The following is a 15,819-nucleotide window of genomic DNA, read 5'->3' as shown; positions in this document are numbered from 1 at the left end:
CCTTCGGCCCATCTTTCGGCAGACCGATTCATGACACCCCCGCTCTCCCCCCTTCCCGCCTGGAACTACAGCAACACCACACGCTGGTGCCACCGCATCGGTGTCTTTTCACTGCTGCTTTATATGTTCGCCTGGGTGTTGAGTCTGGATGTATCGCGCTCCTTCGAGCCGCTGCTGATGCTGGTCTACCTGATTGCGCTGGGCAGCCAGCCGGGGCGCCGCTACGCCTTCGCCGACCCGCTGTGGATACTGCTGGGGCTATGGCTGGCCGCGCAGCTGATTACCCTGCCGGCGGCGATAGCGATGTTTCCCGACTGGGCGGAGGGCCAGGTCAACAGCATGCGTGGCTTGACCAAGGTGTTCATGATTCTGCCTATCGCCTGGGTCATGGCGGGCAGCGTGCGCATCGCACTGTGGACGCTGAGCGCGCTGCTGCTGGGCATGGTGATGGGGTCGCTTTTGACCGGCGAGACGCCGACGACGCTGGCGCATTACATTGTCGACGGCCGACGCCCCACCCTGGGCTTTCAGAACTGGCAGCACGCCGGCGTGTGCGCCGGGGTTATGCTGCTTGCTCAGGCCTGTTTCGCGCACCGCTTTCTGCGCGCCAGCGGACAGCACAAGGGCTGGCAGAAGTGGCTGCTGCGCGGCGTTTTCGCGCTGGTAGCGCTGTGGGCGCTGACGGCCTGGATGATTACCATGACGCGCGCCGCCTGGCTGGGTATGGCGGTCGTGGTGGCGCTGGCGCTGGCAGGACTGCTGGTGGCGCTGGCGAGCGGCCGGCTGCGCGACCCGGCCCTGCGGCGACGCCTTTTGTGGGCGCTGCTGCCGAGTCTTGTGGCCGTCATTCTAGTAGCGCTGGTCTACGGTAGTCAGATCGCCGACCGGCTGTTTGCCGAGCAGCATGTGATGGCCGAGGTACTCTCCGGCAACCTGGCGAACGTGCCCTTCTCCAGTATCGGCTTTCGCATCCACGCCTGGCACTACGCCCTGCAGCTTTTTGCCGAGCACCCCTGGTTCGGCTGGGGGCCGAAAAGCCATATCCCGCTGCTTTTGCAGAGCACCAGCCCGATAGAGAACACCACCCTGGGCGCTATTGCGCAACAGTACGGCCTGCGCCACTTCCACAGCAGCTATGTAACGCTGCTCGTCGCCAACGGCCTGGCCGGGGTGATGATCTATCTGGGTGTGATTGCCGTCATCGGCCGCGCCGCCTGGCAGAGCTGGCGGCGTGGCGACATGCCCGGCGACATGATGATCTTTCTGGCACTTTTCTTCGTCTTCTGGGCGGTGGTCAACGGCTTCGAGAGCTATATCGACTATCGCACCGGGGTTTACGTGATCGGCGCCATCGGCGGCATGGCCTACACCTTCAGCATGCGCCGGCGGCTGACCGAGCAGGCCGGCCACGCCGGGTACTGTCATTGAGCAATGCCGAGCAATACGCCATGAGTGCCGGCAAAAAGCATGAAAGGCGCTTTGTCATCTCCATGAGCTTGAGTCGTGAGGAAGCTGGTGATCAGGATCGAAAACAGAGAGCCTGTCCTCGTCGATAAGCTGATCGGTAAAGAGGACAAGGTTAATACCCTCTGGTCGTACCATGGAGGGAAACATTATTCCCCTGGCGCCTGATGCCAGCACCATATCGCCGATAAGCCAGGAAGGAGGTTCAACTCTCTGATTGAACCAGAGTTTTCGCCAATCACAGAAAAGCTCCTGCCACAGCGAATCCCGGCCAGAGGAATAGCCCTGACTGAAATCAACGATTCTGGATATATCCAGCTCGTAGCTCACCATCAAACCCGGCGGCACAAGCGCGGATAACTGCTTGTATTCAGCCAGGGCTGTCGCTTCATCCAGAGCCAGATAGAGCGCTGACACCCCTATCCTGTTGAGGCGTCCACCATGCTCCATGGCGCCTGCACCACTTGTCGGCATAAACGCCCAGCGAGGATCATGAACACGATAGGCCGGTCCCCTGTAGGCGGGCACCTCGATCAACCGACAACTCCGGCCCGAAGCGCTCGAATGTAACGCAGCAGGTCTTCGCTACGGCCTTCACTGACCAGCTGCTCGGCAGTCTGATAGTCGAAAGTGCTGATGGGCTCGTTACGAAACCAGAACAGCGCATCCTGAAAGTTGCCATTGATATCCGTGGCGGCAGCAAGAATGCGGATCGCCTCGCGCAGAAACGCCTGCAGTTTTTCCGCGCTCTCGGCACGCGCGATGGTCGTACGGTGCACATGCGCCCGATTGGCCAGTACCTGTATGTCCATGCTCAGTGCACTGGCGAAGAGCCGTGGATTGATGATCGGCTGGCCACCGGGACGTGCCGCGACCCGCAGGTCCTGGACGAAACGGTCGAAGCTTTCGGGAGCGCGGTAGCTACTCGGCTCCAGGGGGGCGCGGATGGCTTCGGAGGACATGAGAATCACCTCGCAACGCTTATACGTCAAAAATGCAGCATCAATACATCATACTACAACTCTTGATCGCACCGTCATGCTTTTTATCGCCTTCATCTTCAAGGCGACAGGCGCCATGGCCTACACCTTCAGCATGCGCCGGCGGCTGACCGAGCAGGCCGGCCACGCCGGGTACTGTCATTGAGAATGACGCCCGGCCACGCTGCTCACAAAATAATCACCGTCGCCAGCCCCAGAAAGGAGAGAAAGCCCACCACGTCGGTCACGGTGGTAAGGATGACGGAGCCGGATAGCGCCGGGTCGATCCTCAGCCGTTTCAGCACCAGCGGGATCAGCACCCCCGCCAGGTTGGCAACGCTCATGTTGATAAAAATGGCCAGCGTGATCACCAGGGTGATCAGCGCGCTGCCAAACCACAAAAAGGAGATCAGGCCGACCACCAGCGCCCACACCACGCCATTGCTGGTACCGACCCACAGCTCCTTGTTGTACAACCAGCGCTTGTTGTTGCCGGCGATCTGCCCCAGCGCCAGACCGCGAATGACCACCGTCAGGGTCTGGCTACCGGCGATACCGCCCATGCTGGCCACCACCGGCATCAGGATAGCCAGCGCCACGATCTGATCGAGCACCGCTTCGAAGCGGCCGATAACGAAGGCGGCCAGAAAGGCCGTCAGCAGGTTGATACCCAGCCACAGGCCGCGGCTTCTGGCGCTGCGCATGATCGGTGTAAACACCTCCTCCTCGTCGCTGACGCCGGAAAGGTGCTTGAGGGTCATGTCGGCGTCGTCGCGGGTGATCTCCAGCACGTCGGCGGCGTCCAACTGGCCGACCAGCAGGCCGTTGCTGTCGCATACCGGGGCGAAGCGCAGCTCCCGGGAGCGCAACAGCGTGGCGGCGTCGCTGATCTTCATCTGGTCGTTGAGGGTGAAGGGCGCCTCCATGTAATCCTCGACCAGCCCCTTCTGCGGCTGCTTGATCAGATCGATCAGCGTCAGCGTGCCGAGCAGGCGCTTGTCCCGGTCGGTGACCATGATCTGCTCGGAGTCGTCGTCGAGCAGATGATAGATACGGATGTAGCGCTGCACCTCGCCCAGCGACACCCCCTGTTTGACGTTGACCGTGTCCGGGTCCATGTAGCGACCCACCACGTCGTCTTCGTAGGCGTGAAGGATTTCGACCTGAGCGCGTATACCGCCTTCAAGGCTGGCATACACCCTGGCTCGGGTGTCGTCGTCGGCGACCTCGAGAACCTCCGCCACTTCCTGAGCGTCGAGCCCCTGAACGATCGTCTCCACTTCCTGCGCGGAGAGCGCTTCGACGTAGCGCTGACGGATGTCCTCATCAACTTCCGCCAGCACTTCACCGACAACGCCCTCGGCAACGCAGCTCCACAGCTCGTCGACGGATTTCTCCGGGAAGGACTCCAGGGTGCGCGCAATGAGCGAGGCATCGAGCTCGGCAAAGAGCGTCTTCAGGGTAGCGCTGTCGCCCTCGTCGACAAGCTCCTGAATGTACAGCAGCGGGATACCGCTTTCGTTGTTGTCATTTTCCTGCATGGCGTTGTCCCGTTAAGTCGTTCATTTCCAGCGATTACGATGAGCACCGCCTTTCGCCCTTCAGCGTCGCCCTTCAGCATAGTCGACCGGCGGCCATTCGAGCGTCAGCCGTCGCCCAGCAGGCGCAGGCTCTCCATCGGCGCCTGGCGGCGCAGCGGACGTGACAGCAGGTAGCCAATGGCGCCGATCAGCAGTGCGCCGCCCAGCGGCATGATCAGCCACATCAGCAGATGCGGGCGCGGCGGCAGTTCGAGCCACACGCCATACAAAAGCGCCGCCGCGCTCTCTGCCAACAGCGCGCCAAGCAGGCCGCTGGCCGCTCCCAGCAGGGCAAATTCGGCCAGCTGGGTGCGCACCAGGCGACGGTCCCCGGCACCGAATACCCGCAACAGCGCGCCTTCGCGCTCGCGTGCCGGGCGCGAAGCGGTCAACGCCGCGTAGAGCACCGCCACCCCCGCCAGCAGGATAAACAGCAGCACGATCTCCACCGCGCGCGACACCTGGCCGAGCAGGTCGCGCACCTGATTGAGCACGGCGTCGATATCCAGCAGCGATACCGACGGATACTGCTCGATCAGCGGTGTCAGCCGCTGCTGCGGGTTACCCTCGACGTGGAAGGCGGTAATGAAGGTATGGCTGAAGTTCTCCAGCACGCCCGGCGGGAAGATCATGAAGAAGTTGGGCTGAAACGACTCCCAGTCGACCTGGCGCAGACTGGTGATCTCGGCGGTGACCGGTTCACCACCGATATCGAAGGTGAGGCGGTCACCGAGCGACAGTGCGAACTCATCGGCGATGCCCTGCTCTACCGACAGCGGCGGCAGCTCTTCGCCGTCGGCGCTCGGCTGCCAGCGGCCGCTGAACCACTCACCGGTGTTGAGGCGGTTGTTGTCGGGCATCTCGCTGGACCAGGTGAGGTTGATCTCGCGGGTCAGCTCGTCGTCGTCGCGCTCCTCGGGAGGGACGGCGTCGCGAGCGTTGACGCCGTTGATGGCGACCAGCCGACCACGCACGATGGGGTAGAGCGCCGAGCGGCTGTCGGTAATGCCATCCAGCGTGTCGACGAAGCCGTCGCGCTGGGCGGGCTGAATGTTGATAGCGAACTGGTTGGGGGCATCCGCCGGCAGCCGCGTCTGCCAGTCGCTGATGAGGTCGGTGCGTACCAGCGAGATCAGCGCCATCAGCGCGAAGGTGACGGCAAAGGCGATGATCTGGCCGATACTCGAATCGCGCCGCCGTGCCAGCTGGCGCCCGCCCAGCCGCGCGCTGGCGGGCAGCAGTGCGGCCAGTTTCAACAGCAGCGTCAGCAGCAGGCGGGTGACCAGCCACAGCAGCGCCAGCGCCACCAGGCCGCCGACCAGAATACCCATCGACAGCAGCAGATTACCGCTGTAGAGCCACAGCAGGGCGCCGAACATCAGGCTGGCGATCGCCACCACCAGCCAGCCGGCGGCCGGCATCGGCTCCAGCTCGCGGCGCAGCACCTTGAGGGCGCTGACCCGTTTGAGGCGCAAGAGCGTCGGCCCGGCAAAGCCGATCAGCACCGCGACGGCGGTCAGCATGCCGAGCAGCAGCGGCAGCGGCCCGGGCGGCGGCAGCTCCAGCGGCAGGAACTGCACCAGCAGCCGCAGCAGCGCCCACTGGCCGATCAGTCCCAGCACCGCGCCGAGCAGCGCCGCGGCCAGCGCCAGCAGACCCAGCTGCAGGGCAAAAACGCGCGTCAGCACCTGCTGGGTGGCACCGAAACAGCGCATCAGGGCGGCGGTATCCAGGTGGCGCTCGACGTAGCGCCGCGTCGCCATTGCCACCGCAACCCCGGCGAGCAGCACCGCGGCCAGCCCGGAGAGGCTCAGATACTGCTGCGAGCGCTCCAGCGCGCGGCCGATGCGCGGGCTGTCCTCGCGCACGTCGATCACCCGAATGCCCTGATTGCGCCACGACTCCAACCGGTTATCGAGAGAGGCGACGGCGTCGATCGGCCCCGCGGCCAGCAGCTTCCAGCCGACCCGCGAGCCCGGCTGCACCAGCCCGGACTGGCGCAGGTCTTCAAGGTCCATCATGACGCGCGGATTGAAGCTGGAAAAACCGATGCTCTGGTCGGGCTCCCGCAGCAGCCAGCCGGCCACGCGGTAGTCGCGATTGCCCAGCGTAATGGCATCGCCGAGTTCGAGCTGCAGGGCGCTGCCCAGGCGTGGCTGAATCCACACCGTACCGCGTTCGGGCAGTCGGGTCGTGTTCACCGGGCCTTCGCCGAGATCGACCCGCAGTTCGCCGTAGAGCGGGTAGTCGGGCTCCACCCCCTTGAGCGTGGAGAGCTGAAAGCGGCCGCCGGCAGCGGCCATGGTGACCAGCGTCAGCTCCCGTGCGGTCGTCAGCCCGGCCCCCTCGACCGCCTCGATGATGCGCGGATCGAAGGGGTTGCTGTCGCGCAGCACCAGATCGCCGCCCAGCAGTTGACCGGACTGGCGCGTCAGGGCGCTGTCAAGGCGGTCGAGAAAAAAGCCGATCATGGTGGTGGCGGCGACTGCCAGCACCAGGGCGAGAAAGAGCGCGCGCACGTCGGCGGCGCGCAGGTCACGGCGCAGCCCGGAAAAGGCCAGTCGCAGGATGGCGCCGGCGCTGCAACGCGCGCGACTCATGAGGCCTCCGTACGCTGCCGGGCACCCTGCCCCGGTCGCTCGTTCAGCCGGCCGTCATCCAGGCTGAGGACACGATCGCAGCGCTCCGCCAGGGTTAGATCGTGGGTGACCAGTACCAGGGTGGTACCAGCCTCGCGGTTGAGAGCAAACAGCAGCTCGGCGATGTGCTCGCCGGTGTCGCGATCCAGGTTGCCGGTGGGCTCGTCGGCGAACACCAGCTCGGGCTCGGTAACGAAGGCGCGGGCAATGGCGACTCGCTGCTGTTCGCCGCCGGAGAGATGACGCGGCAGGTGATGGGTGCGCTCGCCGAGACCAACCCGTTCAAGCCAGTCCCCGGCGTCGCCGCGCCCGCCGCCCTCGGCAAGCTCCAGCGGCAGCATGACGTTCTCCAGCGCCGTCAGGGTGGGCAGCAGCTGGAAATTCTGAAACACAAAGCCGACCCGACCGGCCCGCAGTCCGGCACGGCCGTCCTCGTCGAGCGGCGCCAGCGGATGGCCAAACAGCTCGAGCTCTCCCGCGGTGATGGTATCCAGACCCGCCAACAGCGACAGCAGGGTGGATTTGCCCGCTCCGGAGCTGCCGACAATGGCAACGCACTCGCCGGCGCTTATACTCAGTTCAAGATCATCGAGTATGGTGAGATCGCGAGCGCCACTGGTGACCGTCTTGTTGAGACGCTGCGCACGCAGCACCGGCGGGGGCTGGCTGTGATCCGCTTCGCCGTGCTGTGTCGTCGTGGCTGAACCCTGAGTTTCTGGAGTCGACATCTTGCGCTACCTGAATGGCCTGAAAGAGAAATTCTGTCTGCGCCGGCTCGCCCGTGGCGCCCTGCTGTTGACGCCACTGCTGGCCTTTACTCTGAGCGCCCCGGCGCGGGCGGATACCATCATGGTGCTGGGCGACAGCCTCAGCGCCGCCTACGGCATCGAGCAGCGCCAGGGCTGGGTCAACCTGCTGCGCGAGCGCCTCGAGACGCAATACCCGGGTGAATACGAGGTGGTCAACGCGAGCATCAGCGGCGATACCTCGGCCGGCGGCCTGGCACGCCTGCCACAGGCGCTCGAGCAGCACTCGCCGGACATCCTGCTGCTCGAGCTGGGCGGCAATGACGGCCTGCGCGGTTTGCCGCCGACGCAGCTGGAATCCAACCTGGCACAAATGATCGAACTCGGCCGTGATGCCGGTGCTCGGGTGGGGCTGCTCGGCATTCGCATCCCGCCCAACTATGGCCCCGCCTACAGCCAGGCCTTTGAAGCGGTATACCCCGCGCTGGCCGAGCGCTTCGACATCCCGCTGGTGACCTTTATCCTCGAGGGCGTGGCCCTCAACGACGACCTGATGCAGAACGACGGCATTCACCCCAATGCGCAGGGCCAGCCGCTGATCCTCGACAACGTCTGGCCGCTGGTCGAGCAGCTACTGCAAGCATCGTCCGAGTCGCGCTCGGGTGCCAGCGACTCTTAAGACATGGCTCATCGCAGGCGGTCCTCCACCCTCCCCGGACCGGATATGAGCGCACCAACCGCCGCCGGCTCACGCCGCGGCGGCACGTTGCACCACCCTCGTTTACACTTGGCGCTGACATTGCCGCTGAGCGGCAAGACAATCAGCCAGTGGTCACGTCATGACAACATGACATGACCTGCAACATCCGGGGTGGAAAAGCCTGCCATGTCATCTCAACCTTCAAGCTCACTGGTATTTGCCTGGCGCCTCGACGGCAAGGGCGGCGGTGAAAAGCTCGACGTCTCGGCGCTCGGGCACGCCTGGCGTGGAAGCGAGGCGCCGATCTGGCTGCATCTCGACTTCAGTCAGACCGATTTCGATTACTTCCTGGCGGATATCGCCGGCCTCGACGAGGATCTGATCGAGGCGCTCACCGAGGAGGATACCCGTCCCAGGGTCGCCAACTTCAGCGGCGGCCGTATCACCACCCTGCGCGGTATCAACCTCAATCCGGGGGCCGACCCGGACGATCTGGTGTCGCTGCGCGTGTGGCTCGGCGCCAACCGGCTGGTCACGCTGCGCCGACGCCGGCTGCAGTCGGTAATGCGGGTCAGCGAGCTGCTGGAAGGTGACGCAGAGGGCCCCGAAAGCGTCAGCCAGGTCTTCGCTGCCATTGCCGATGCCATGGTCGACCGGGTGGGCGAGCGCGCCCATCAGCTCGATGACGCGCTGGGCGAACTTGAAGACCGTCAGATGGATGACAATCGCGACGATATCGACAGCGACGAGCTGACCGAAATCCGCCATCCGCTGATCACCCTGCGCCGCTTCATGGACCCACAGAGTCACTGCCTGGCGAAGCTCGCCGAGGACGACCTGATCGATGAAGCAGCGCGTCTGTGGCTGCGCGAAGCGGCCAACCAGCTGTTTCGCTACGCCGACGATTTTCGCGCCCTGCAGGAGCGCGCCATGATTCTGCAGGAGCAGCTCACCAGCGATCATAACGAGCGTCTCAACGAGCGCATGTATCTACTGGCGATCATTACTGCGGTATTTCTGCCGCTGACCTTTCTGACCGGTCTGCTGGGCATCAACGTGGGCGGCATTCCCGGCGCCGACAGCCCGCTGGGCTTCGCAGTCGTCGTGGGCCTGTCGATGCTGGTGGGCGCGCTGGTGATGGCGGTGCTCAAGAAGTGGCGCTGGTGGTAGCGCCGCGCCGGTCGCCGCCTATGGGGTCTGGCGGTCGAGGTGGCCCAGGTCGCGCTGCGGATCGAGCCGATCGCGCACGCGTCGCTTGAGCTCCTTGATCTCCGGGAAGCCGCCGTCGCGCTTGCGCTCCCAGAGGGCTTCGCTCTCGCCGTCGGCCTCGATGACCACCTCGAAGTGGCCGCCGTGACTCGGCGCCAGCGCTACCTGTTCGAGTGACTCGCCAAAGGTAGAGAGCAGCTCCTGAGCGTACCAGCCGGCGCGCAGCAGCCAGTTGCAGCCGGTACAGTAGTGAATCGTTACTTTCATCGGGGACTCCCGAGGCGATCGCCGCCGAGGCCGTAAACATTGCAGCCAATATGCATACTGCAAAAAGCCACCGTCAGCAGAAAAGGAAAAATTGTACAGCGAGCATTAGGGAAGCGCTGAATAAATCGCCGAACGAGATGAAGGGTAAGGCGCATGGAACGCAGAAGGCGAGACATAACATGGGGTTAGGCGAGTCTTCGAGTACCACGCAACGCAGCGATTCGCTCGTGCAGGCATTTATGCAGTGGTTCCTTGGATTTTTTGATTGAAAAAACCGAACATAGCCGCTTTGCTACTATCAACACTGGCGCGATGAAAGCGATCATCAATATGATGGGCTTTTATGACGCTGGTGCATCAGAACCAGGATAACGGGGACCGGCCGGGGAAGTCCCTGCAGTATCAGGACAGTCTTTATCAAGGAAGTATCGCTCATGCAAACACCGCGAATGATCAGCCCGGAACTGCTGGAACGGGTGGTCAACGCCTCCGGGGATGGCATTGTTGTCGCAGAGCAGGAAGGCAACGAAAATATTCTGATCTATGTCAACCGCGGCTTCGAGGGACTGACCGGCTACAGCGCCGACGAGATTCTCTATCGCGACTGCCGTTTCCTGCAAAACGGCGACAATCAGCAGCCCGGGCTGGATCGCATTCGCGATGCGTTGAAGGACGGACTGCCCTGCCGGGAAGTGATTCGCAATTATCGCAAGGACGGCACGCTGTTCTGGAACGAGCTGTCGATCACCCCGGTACACGATGAAGAGGATCAGCTGCTCTACTTCATCGGCGTGCAGAAAAACGTCACCGCGCTGGTCGAGGCGCAACAGGAGATGGAGCGCCTGCGCGCGCGCGTCGACGAGCTCTCCTGAGCGCTTGCCAAACGCCGGCCCGAGGCGTATATAGCGCTTTTGGACAGCCGAGGGCGCGCGCCATGAGTAGCGAGCTGTATCAGCAGGAAGACGGTGACTTCGAGGCCGTCAACGACGACAGCTGGTCGCCTTCCACGCGCCCACGAAAAGGCGAACCTTGTGCTCGCCGCCGGGTCGAGGCACTGCTCGAGGAGCGCTGTCTGGCCAGGCTATTGAAGGACGACTGGCCGTACGACGACGAAGAGGAGTAGCACGCCTCCCCTGCGTCCAGCGCGGCGACGGTGCGCCGTTCGGCGCTCTTTTCGTCAGCGCCATGCGCGCGTCGAACGCCGACGGGCTGGTCGCCGCCGCCGCTGATCTCTATCATCACAGTCATTCATCATCGTGGCGGACAGCCTCCTTTCATTTCCCCAACGCTATCGACTCTACTGACCTATGGCGCAATACGTATACACCATGAACCGGGTGGGCAAGACCGTTCCACCCAAGCGGGATATCCTCAAGGATATCTCTCTGTCGTTCTTCCCGGGTGCCAAGATCGGCGTGCTGGGCCTCAACGGCGCGGGCAAGTCGTCACTGCTGCGCATCATGGCCGGTGTCGACCAGGACTATCACGGCGAAGCCCGGCCGATGCCGAATCTCAACGTCGGTTATCTGCCCCAGGAGCCGGAGCTCGACGACAGTAAAACGGTGCGTGAAACCGTCGAGGAAGCGGTCTCCGAAATTACCGATGCCCAGGCGAAGCTGGATGCGGTCTACGCCGCCTATGCCGAGCCGGACGCCGACTTCGAAGCGCTGGCCGCCGAGCAGGCGCGCCTTGAAAACATGATCGAGGCGAGCGATGCCCACAACCTCGAGCGCAAGCTCGAGGTGGCCGCCGAGGCGCTGCGCCTGCCGCCCTGGGAGGCGAAGGTCGAACACCTTTCCGGCGGCGAGCGGCGTCGCGTGGCGCTCTGCCGGCTGCTGCTGTCGAGCCCCGACATGCTGCTGCTGGACGAGCCCACCAACCACCTCGACGCCGAGTCGGTCGCCTGGCTGGAACGCTTTCTGACCGAGTTCAGCGGCACCGTGGTGGCGGTGACCCACGACCGCTATTTCCTCGACAACGCCGCCGGCTGGATTCTGGAGCTCGACCGCGGCCAGGGCATTCCCTGGGAGGGCAACTACTCCACCTGGCTGGAAGCCAAGGAAAAGCGCCTGGAGCAGGAGGCCAAACAGGAGGCCTCACGCCAGAAGGCGATCAAGAAGGAGCTGGAGTGGGTGCGCCAGAACCCGAAAGGCCGCCAGTCGAAGAACAAGGCCCGCCTTGAGCGCTTCGATGAGCTGCAGTCCGGCGAGTTCCAGAAGCGCAACGAGACCAACGAGATCTACATTCCGCCCGGTCCGCGGCTGGGCGACAAGGTGATCGAAATGCACAACGTCACCAAACGCTTCGGCGATCGCGTGCTGATCGACGACCTGTCGTTCCAGGTGCCGCCCGGCGCCATCGTCGGTATCGTCGGCGGCAACGGCGCCGGCAAATCAACCCTGTTTCGCATGATTACCGGTCAGGAGCAGCCCGATAGCGGCGAGGTGGTGGTCGGCGAGACGGTCGATATCGCCTACGTCGAGCAGCTGCGCGACGCCATGGAGGATCGCCAGACCGTCTGGGAGGCGGTTTCCGGCGGCCAGGACATGCTCAACATCAACGGCTACGAGGTCTCCTCGCGGGCCTATGTGGGGCGCTTCAACTTCAAGGGCACCGACCAGCAGAAGTATCTCAAGGATCTCTCCGGCGGTGAGCGCGGCCGCCTACAGCTGGCGCAGACACTCCAGCAGGGCGCCAACGTGCTGCTGCTCGACGAGCCCTCCAACGACCTGGATATCGAGACCCTGCGCGCCCTTGAAGAGGCCCTGCTGGCCTTCCCCGGCTGCGCGCTGGTGATCAGCCACGACCGCTGGTTCCTCGACCGCGTGGCGACCCACATCCTCGCCTATGAGGGGGAGTCCCACGTCGAGTTCTTCCAGGGCAACTACAGCGATTACGAGGCGGACTACCACAAGCGCGTCGGCAACGACGCGCCCAAACGCATGAAGTACAAGCGCATCGACGCCTGATCGGGTTCCGATCCGAAGGCGCTACGCTGCCCCCTGTCGCCCTTGCGGCCGGGGGCAGCGTCGTTTCGGGCGTCGTGGACCGCCCGCGATGTCGTGAAAAGCGACGTCAGCGTGCGTTCAGCGCCTGCTGCACCGTTTCAGCGCTGAGTTGTGAACTGCACAGCTGCAGAAATTCATAGGCGAAGGAGCGCAGGAAGTGGCCCCGGCGCAGCGCCAGATAGGTCGTGTTGCGCGGGAAGAGCGTATCGCTGGCGAGCAGTTCGAGGCCGCTGTCGCGGCCCGGCGTATAGGCCAGCGACGCGATCACGCCGATCCCCAGCCCCAGCTCGACGTAGGTCTTGATCACGTCGGCATCAAGCGCTGTGAGCACCACGTCGGGCGTCAGGCCGGCGGCGCTGAAGGCCTGATCGACCCGGGTTCGGCCGGTAAAGCCGTGGTGGTAGGTGACGATGGGGTAGTCGGCGATGTCGGCCAGCGTCAGTGGCGACACCTGCGTCAGCGGATGGCCCTCGGGCACCACTACGGCGTGGTGCCAGTGGTGAAAGGGAAAGCAGACGAAGGGCGAGTCCTCGGCGTTGACGCTTTCGGTGGCGATACCGATATCGACGCTGCCCACCTTGAGAAGCGAGACGATCTCGGCGGGGCTGCACTGGTGCAGCTCCAGATGCACGTTGGGAAAGCGCTGTTTGAAGCGGGTAATAATGCCGGGCAGCGCGTAGCGCGCCTGGGTATGGGTGGTGGCGATGGCCAGCCGCCCCTGGTCCTGATTGGCCAGCTGATGGGCCGAGCGCTTGAGATTCTCGGCATCCAGCAGAATGCGCTCCACCGTTTCGATCAGCACGCCGCCCGCCGGCGTCAGGCCCAGAATACGCTTGCCGCGACGCTCGAACAGCGCAATCCCCAGCTCGTCCTCCAGATCGCGGATATGCTTGCTCGCCCCGGACTGCGAGGTAAACAGCGCGTTGGCGGCTTCGGTCAGATTGAAGTGCTGGCGAACCGTCTCGCGAACGATGCGTAACTGCTGAAAATTCATGATGGCCCCGTTTCCTTATTAACGGGGAATATAAAGAATCGGCCTCTTTATTCTAAATGGACATTTTTCATATCCATATGGCCGGCTGTCCTTGAACGACAACCGACGCCGCGTTCATGCACTGTTTTCCCGCCGATAGAGCGACGCCTCCCCTTCCGGGCGGGTCTTGAAGCGTCGGTGCAGCCACAGATACTGCTCGGGGTGGCGGCGGATCGCCTGCTCGATAAAGGCATTGATGCGGGTAGCGTCCTCGACGTCATTGCCGCCGGGGAAGTTCTCGAAAGCCGGCAGGTACTCAAGCGTATAGGTGCGGTTGTCGGGGTTGCGGTGAAACATGAAGGGCATGACCGGCGCGCCGGTCATGCGGGCGATACGCGAGGTCATTTTGAGACTCGCCGCCTGCACGCCGAAAAAGGGGGCGAAGACACTCGCGTCGCGGCCGAAGTCCTGATCCGGTGAGTACCACACCGTATGCCCCTCGCGGATACGCCTGACCACGCCACGCAGGTCGTGGCGGTCGATGGCGGCGCCGAAAATATGGCGCCGGGCACGGGTCATGAAACGCTCGAAAAGCGGATTATTGTGCGGCCGATAGACCACATCCGCATCGTAATAGAGCGAGTGCAGCGCCCCCCCCAGGTCGAGGGTGGAGAAGTGGATACCGATCACCAGCACCCCCTTGCCCTGCGCCCTGGCGGCGTCCATATGTTCGCCGCCCTTGAGCGTGACGCGATGGCGCAGGTGGCGCGGGTCGCGGCACCAGCCGGTGGCGGTTTCGAGAATGCCGATGCCGTTGGCGTGAAAGGTACGACGCACCAGCCGGGCCAGTTCACGTTCGCCAAGCTCGGGAAAACAGAGCTGCAGGTTGGTGCGAGTGATATGCCGTCGCCGCCGCCCCAGCCGAAAGGCCATTTCGCCGATGGCGGTGCCGATCCACAGCTTGAGACGCCAGGGCAGCCAGGCCCCGGCACGCATCAGCGCTATCGCCAGCCAGGTGGGCCAGTAGCGCGGATGGGCGAAGCTGTCGGGATAGTGATGTCGTTTGCGTTGACGCATCGGTCAGGGTGTCCGGCTCGAATCGTCGCCGCCATGCTCATCATCGTGATGGTGATAGTAGCGGCGCGGCACGCGCGGCAGCACGCCGGTCAGCAACGTATAGGGAATGGTATCGCACCAGCGGGCCACTTCATCGACCGCCAGATGACCGCCGTTCTCGTCACGCCCCCACAGCGTCACTCGCGCGCCAACATCCGCCCCCGGGATGTCGCTCAGATCGACCGTCAGCATATCCATCGAAATGCGTCCAATCAAACCAGTACGCTGGCCGTTGACCAGCACCGGGGTGCCGTCTGGCGCATGGCGATCATAGCCGTCGCCATAGCCGCAGGCGACCACGCCGACCCGAGTGGGACGCTCGGTGACGAAACGAGCACCATAACCCACCGGCTCGCCGACGCCCAGCTCGCGCACCGCGATAACGCGGCTTTCGAGGGTCATGACGGGCCGAAGCCGGGAGGCAAAGCGGTCATGGTCGGGATGGTCACGCTCCAGCGGGTTGGCACCGTAGAGCATGATACCGGGGCGCACCCACTCAGCGTGCGAACGCGGCGCACTCAGAGTAGCGGGAGAATTGGCAAAACAGGCGGGCATATCGAGGTCTACGCGCAGCGCCTCGACCACCGCCATTTGGTGACGCAACTGCGCGTCGTCGGCGGTATCGGCGGTAGCGAAATGGGTCATCAGAGTGCAGCGGCCGACATCCGGATGGGCCATCAACCGCCGGCAGACGCTGCGCGCCTCGTCCGGGAAGAAGCCCAGCCGGTGCATGCCGCTGTCGCACTTGATGAGCACCGGCGGGCGTCGCCCGGGGCGCGCCCGTAGCGCCACCAGCAGCGCCTCGACCTGCCAGTGGCTGTGCAGCACGCACCAGTAGCCGTTATCGACCGCCTCGTCGATCTCGTCGGCCTCGAAAAAACCCTCCAGCAGCACCAGCGGGCAGTCGATACCCGCCGCGCGCAGTTCGCGCCCCTCTTCCAGCGAGGCCAGCGCCATGGCCGGCGCCAGCGGTGCCAATGCGCGAGCACAGGAAACAGCCCCATGGCCATAGGCATTGGCCTTGAGCACCGCCATGGCGCTGGCACCCGGCGCACGCTCGCAGGCCAGTCGATAGTTGTCGCGTAGCGCATCAAGATCGATACGCGCCTGCAGCGGCCTCATGCGAAAACGCCCCGG

At 64.0% G+C, this 15,819-nt stretch carries 15 protein-coding genes; 6 read left to right on the top strand and 9 right to left on the bottom strand.

What is annotated here, in order from left to right:
- The first annotated feature begins 30 nt into the window (after window positions 1–30).
- Window positions 31–1,428, top strand: coding sequence for an O-antigen ligase family protein (locus tag H146_RS0107865; RefSeq protein ID WP_019951333.1), 1,398 nt, complete (start codon window positions 31–33; stop codon window positions 1,426–1,428).
- Window positions 1,429–1,482: 54 nt separating this feature from the next.
- Here H146_RS0107865 and H146_RS0107860 read toward each other — a convergent pair whose 3' ends face one another.
- The 5 genes from H146_RS0107860 to H146_RS18860 all read right to left on the bottom strand — a co-directional run bounded on the left by H146_RS0107860 (window position 1,483) and on the right by H146_RS18860 (window position 7,391).
- A complete protein-coding gene (locus H146_RS0107860) occupies window positions 1,483–1,992 on the bottom strand; it encodes an RES family NAD+ phosphorylase (protein ID WP_245558704.1) in 510 nt (169 codons plus the stop codon).
- A gap of 5 nt (window positions 1,993–1,997) precedes the next feature.
- Window positions 1,998–2,426, bottom strand: coding sequence for a hypothetical protein (locus H146_RS0107855; RefSeq protein ID WP_019951331.1), 429 nt, complete (start codon window positions 2,424–2,426; stop codon window positions 1,998–2,000).
- Window positions 2,427–2,632: 206 nt separating this feature from the next.
- Window positions 2,633–3,985: a magnesium transporter gene (locus tag H146_RS0107845; protein ID WP_019951329.1), complete on the bottom strand. Its 1,353-nt coding sequence runs from the start codon at window positions 3,983–3,985 to the stop codon at window positions 2,633–2,635.
- Window positions 3,986–4,089: 104 nt separating this feature from the next.
- Window positions 4,090–6,624 carry an ABC transporter permease gene (locus tag H146_RS0107840; protein ID WP_019951328.1) on the bottom strand — a complete coding sequence of 845 codons (2,535 nt, stop codon included), beginning with the start codon at window positions 6,622–6,624 and terminating at the stop codon, window positions 4,090–4,092.
- Window positions 6,621–7,391, bottom strand: a complete 771-nt coding sequence (locus tag H146_RS18860; protein WP_019951327.1) for an ABC transporter ATP-binding protein — start codon at window positions 7,389–7,391, stop codon at window positions 6,621–6,623. The genes H146_RS0107840 and H146_RS18860 overlap by 4 nt, the downstream gene beginning before the upstream one ends.
- A 1-nt stretch (window position 7,392) precedes the next feature.
- Between H146_RS18860 and H146_RS0107830 the strand changes: the two genes are divergently transcribed.
- Both H146_RS0107830 and H146_RS0107825 read left to right on the top strand, forming a co-directional pair.
- Window positions 7,393–8,088: an arylesterase gene (locus H146_RS0107830; protein ID WP_019951326.1), complete on the top strand. Its 696-nt coding sequence runs from the start codon at window positions 7,393–7,395 to the stop codon at window positions 8,086–8,088.
- A 207-nt stretch (window positions 8,089–8,295) separates the two neighbouring features.
- The gene (locus tag H146_RS0107825; protein ID WP_019951325.1) at window positions 8,296–9,279 is read left to right on the top strand and encodes a CorA family divalent cation transporter; all 984 of its coding nucleotides are present in this window, start codon (window positions 8,296–8,298) and stop codon (window positions 9,277–9,279) included.
- An 18-nt stretch (window positions 9,280–9,297) separates the two neighbouring features.
- On the opposite strand, the gene H146_RS0107820 is transcribed toward H146_RS0107825, so the two are convergent.
- Window positions 9,298–9,585: an Rdx family protein gene (locus tag H146_RS0107820; protein WP_019951324.1), complete on the bottom strand. Its 288-nt coding sequence runs from the start codon at window positions 9,583–9,585 to the stop codon at window positions 9,298–9,300.
- Between the two features lie 434 nt (window positions 9,586–10,019).
- Between H146_RS0107820 and H146_RS0107815 the strand changes: the two genes are divergently transcribed.
- The 3 genes from H146_RS0107815 to ettA all read left to right on the top strand — a co-directional run bounded on the left by H146_RS0107815 (window position 10,020) and on the right by ettA (window position 12,554).
- Complete coding sequence (locus H146_RS0107815; RefSeq protein ID WP_033195558.1) at window positions 10,020–10,457, top strand: PAS sensor domain-containing protein; 438 nt, start codon at window positions 10,020–10,022, stop codon at window positions 10,455–10,457.
- Window positions 10,458–10,519: 62 nt separating this feature from the next.
- Window positions 10,520–10,708, top strand: a complete 189-nt coding sequence (locus tag H146_RS0107810) for a PA3496 family putative envelope integrity protein (RefSeq protein ID WP_019951322.1) — start codon at window positions 10,520–10,522, stop codon at window positions 10,706–10,708.
- Window positions 10,709–10,892: 184 nt separating this feature from the next.
- A complete protein-coding gene (gene ettA, locus H146_RS0107805; protein WP_026351837.1) occupies window positions 10,893–12,554 on the top strand; it encodes an energy-dependent translational throttle protein EttA in 1,662 nt (553 codons plus the stop codon).
- Between the two features lie 106 nt (window positions 12,555–12,660).
- Here the strand turns inward: ettA and H146_RS0107800 are convergent, their stop codons facing one another.
- The 3 genes from H146_RS0107800 to alr all read right to left on the bottom strand — a co-directional run bounded on the left by H146_RS0107800 (window position 12,661) and on the right by alr (window position 15,804).
- Complete coding sequence (locus tag H146_RS0107800) at window positions 12,661–13,587, bottom strand: CysB family HTH-type transcriptional regulator (RefSeq protein ID WP_019951320.1); 927 nt, start codon at window positions 13,585–13,587, stop codon at window positions 12,661–12,663.
- Between the two features lie 114 nt (window positions 13,588–13,701).
- Window positions 13,702–14,643, bottom strand: coding sequence for an LpxL/LpxP family Kdo(2)-lipid IV(A) lauroyl/palmitoleoyl acyltransferase (gene lpxL, locus H146_RS0107795; protein WP_019951319.1), 942 nt, complete (start codon window positions 14,641–14,643; stop codon window positions 13,702–13,704).
- A 3-nt stretch (window positions 14,644–14,646) separates the two neighbouring features.
- Window positions 14,647–15,804 carry an alanine racemase gene (gene alr, locus H146_RS0107790; protein WP_019951318.1) on the bottom strand — a complete coding sequence of 386 codons (1,158 nt, stop codon included), beginning with the start codon at window positions 15,802–15,804 and terminating at the stop codon, window positions 14,647–14,649.
- Window positions 15,805–15,819: the final 15 nt, after the last annotated feature.

Source organism: Kushneria aurantia DSM 21353 (genome assembly GCF_000382245.1).
Classification (GTDB): domain Bacteria; phylum Pseudomonadota; class Gammaproteobacteria; order Pseudomonadales; family Halomonadaceae; genus Kushneria; species Kushneria aurantia.
This window is presented reverse-complemented; position numbering and strand designations above follow the sequence as displayed.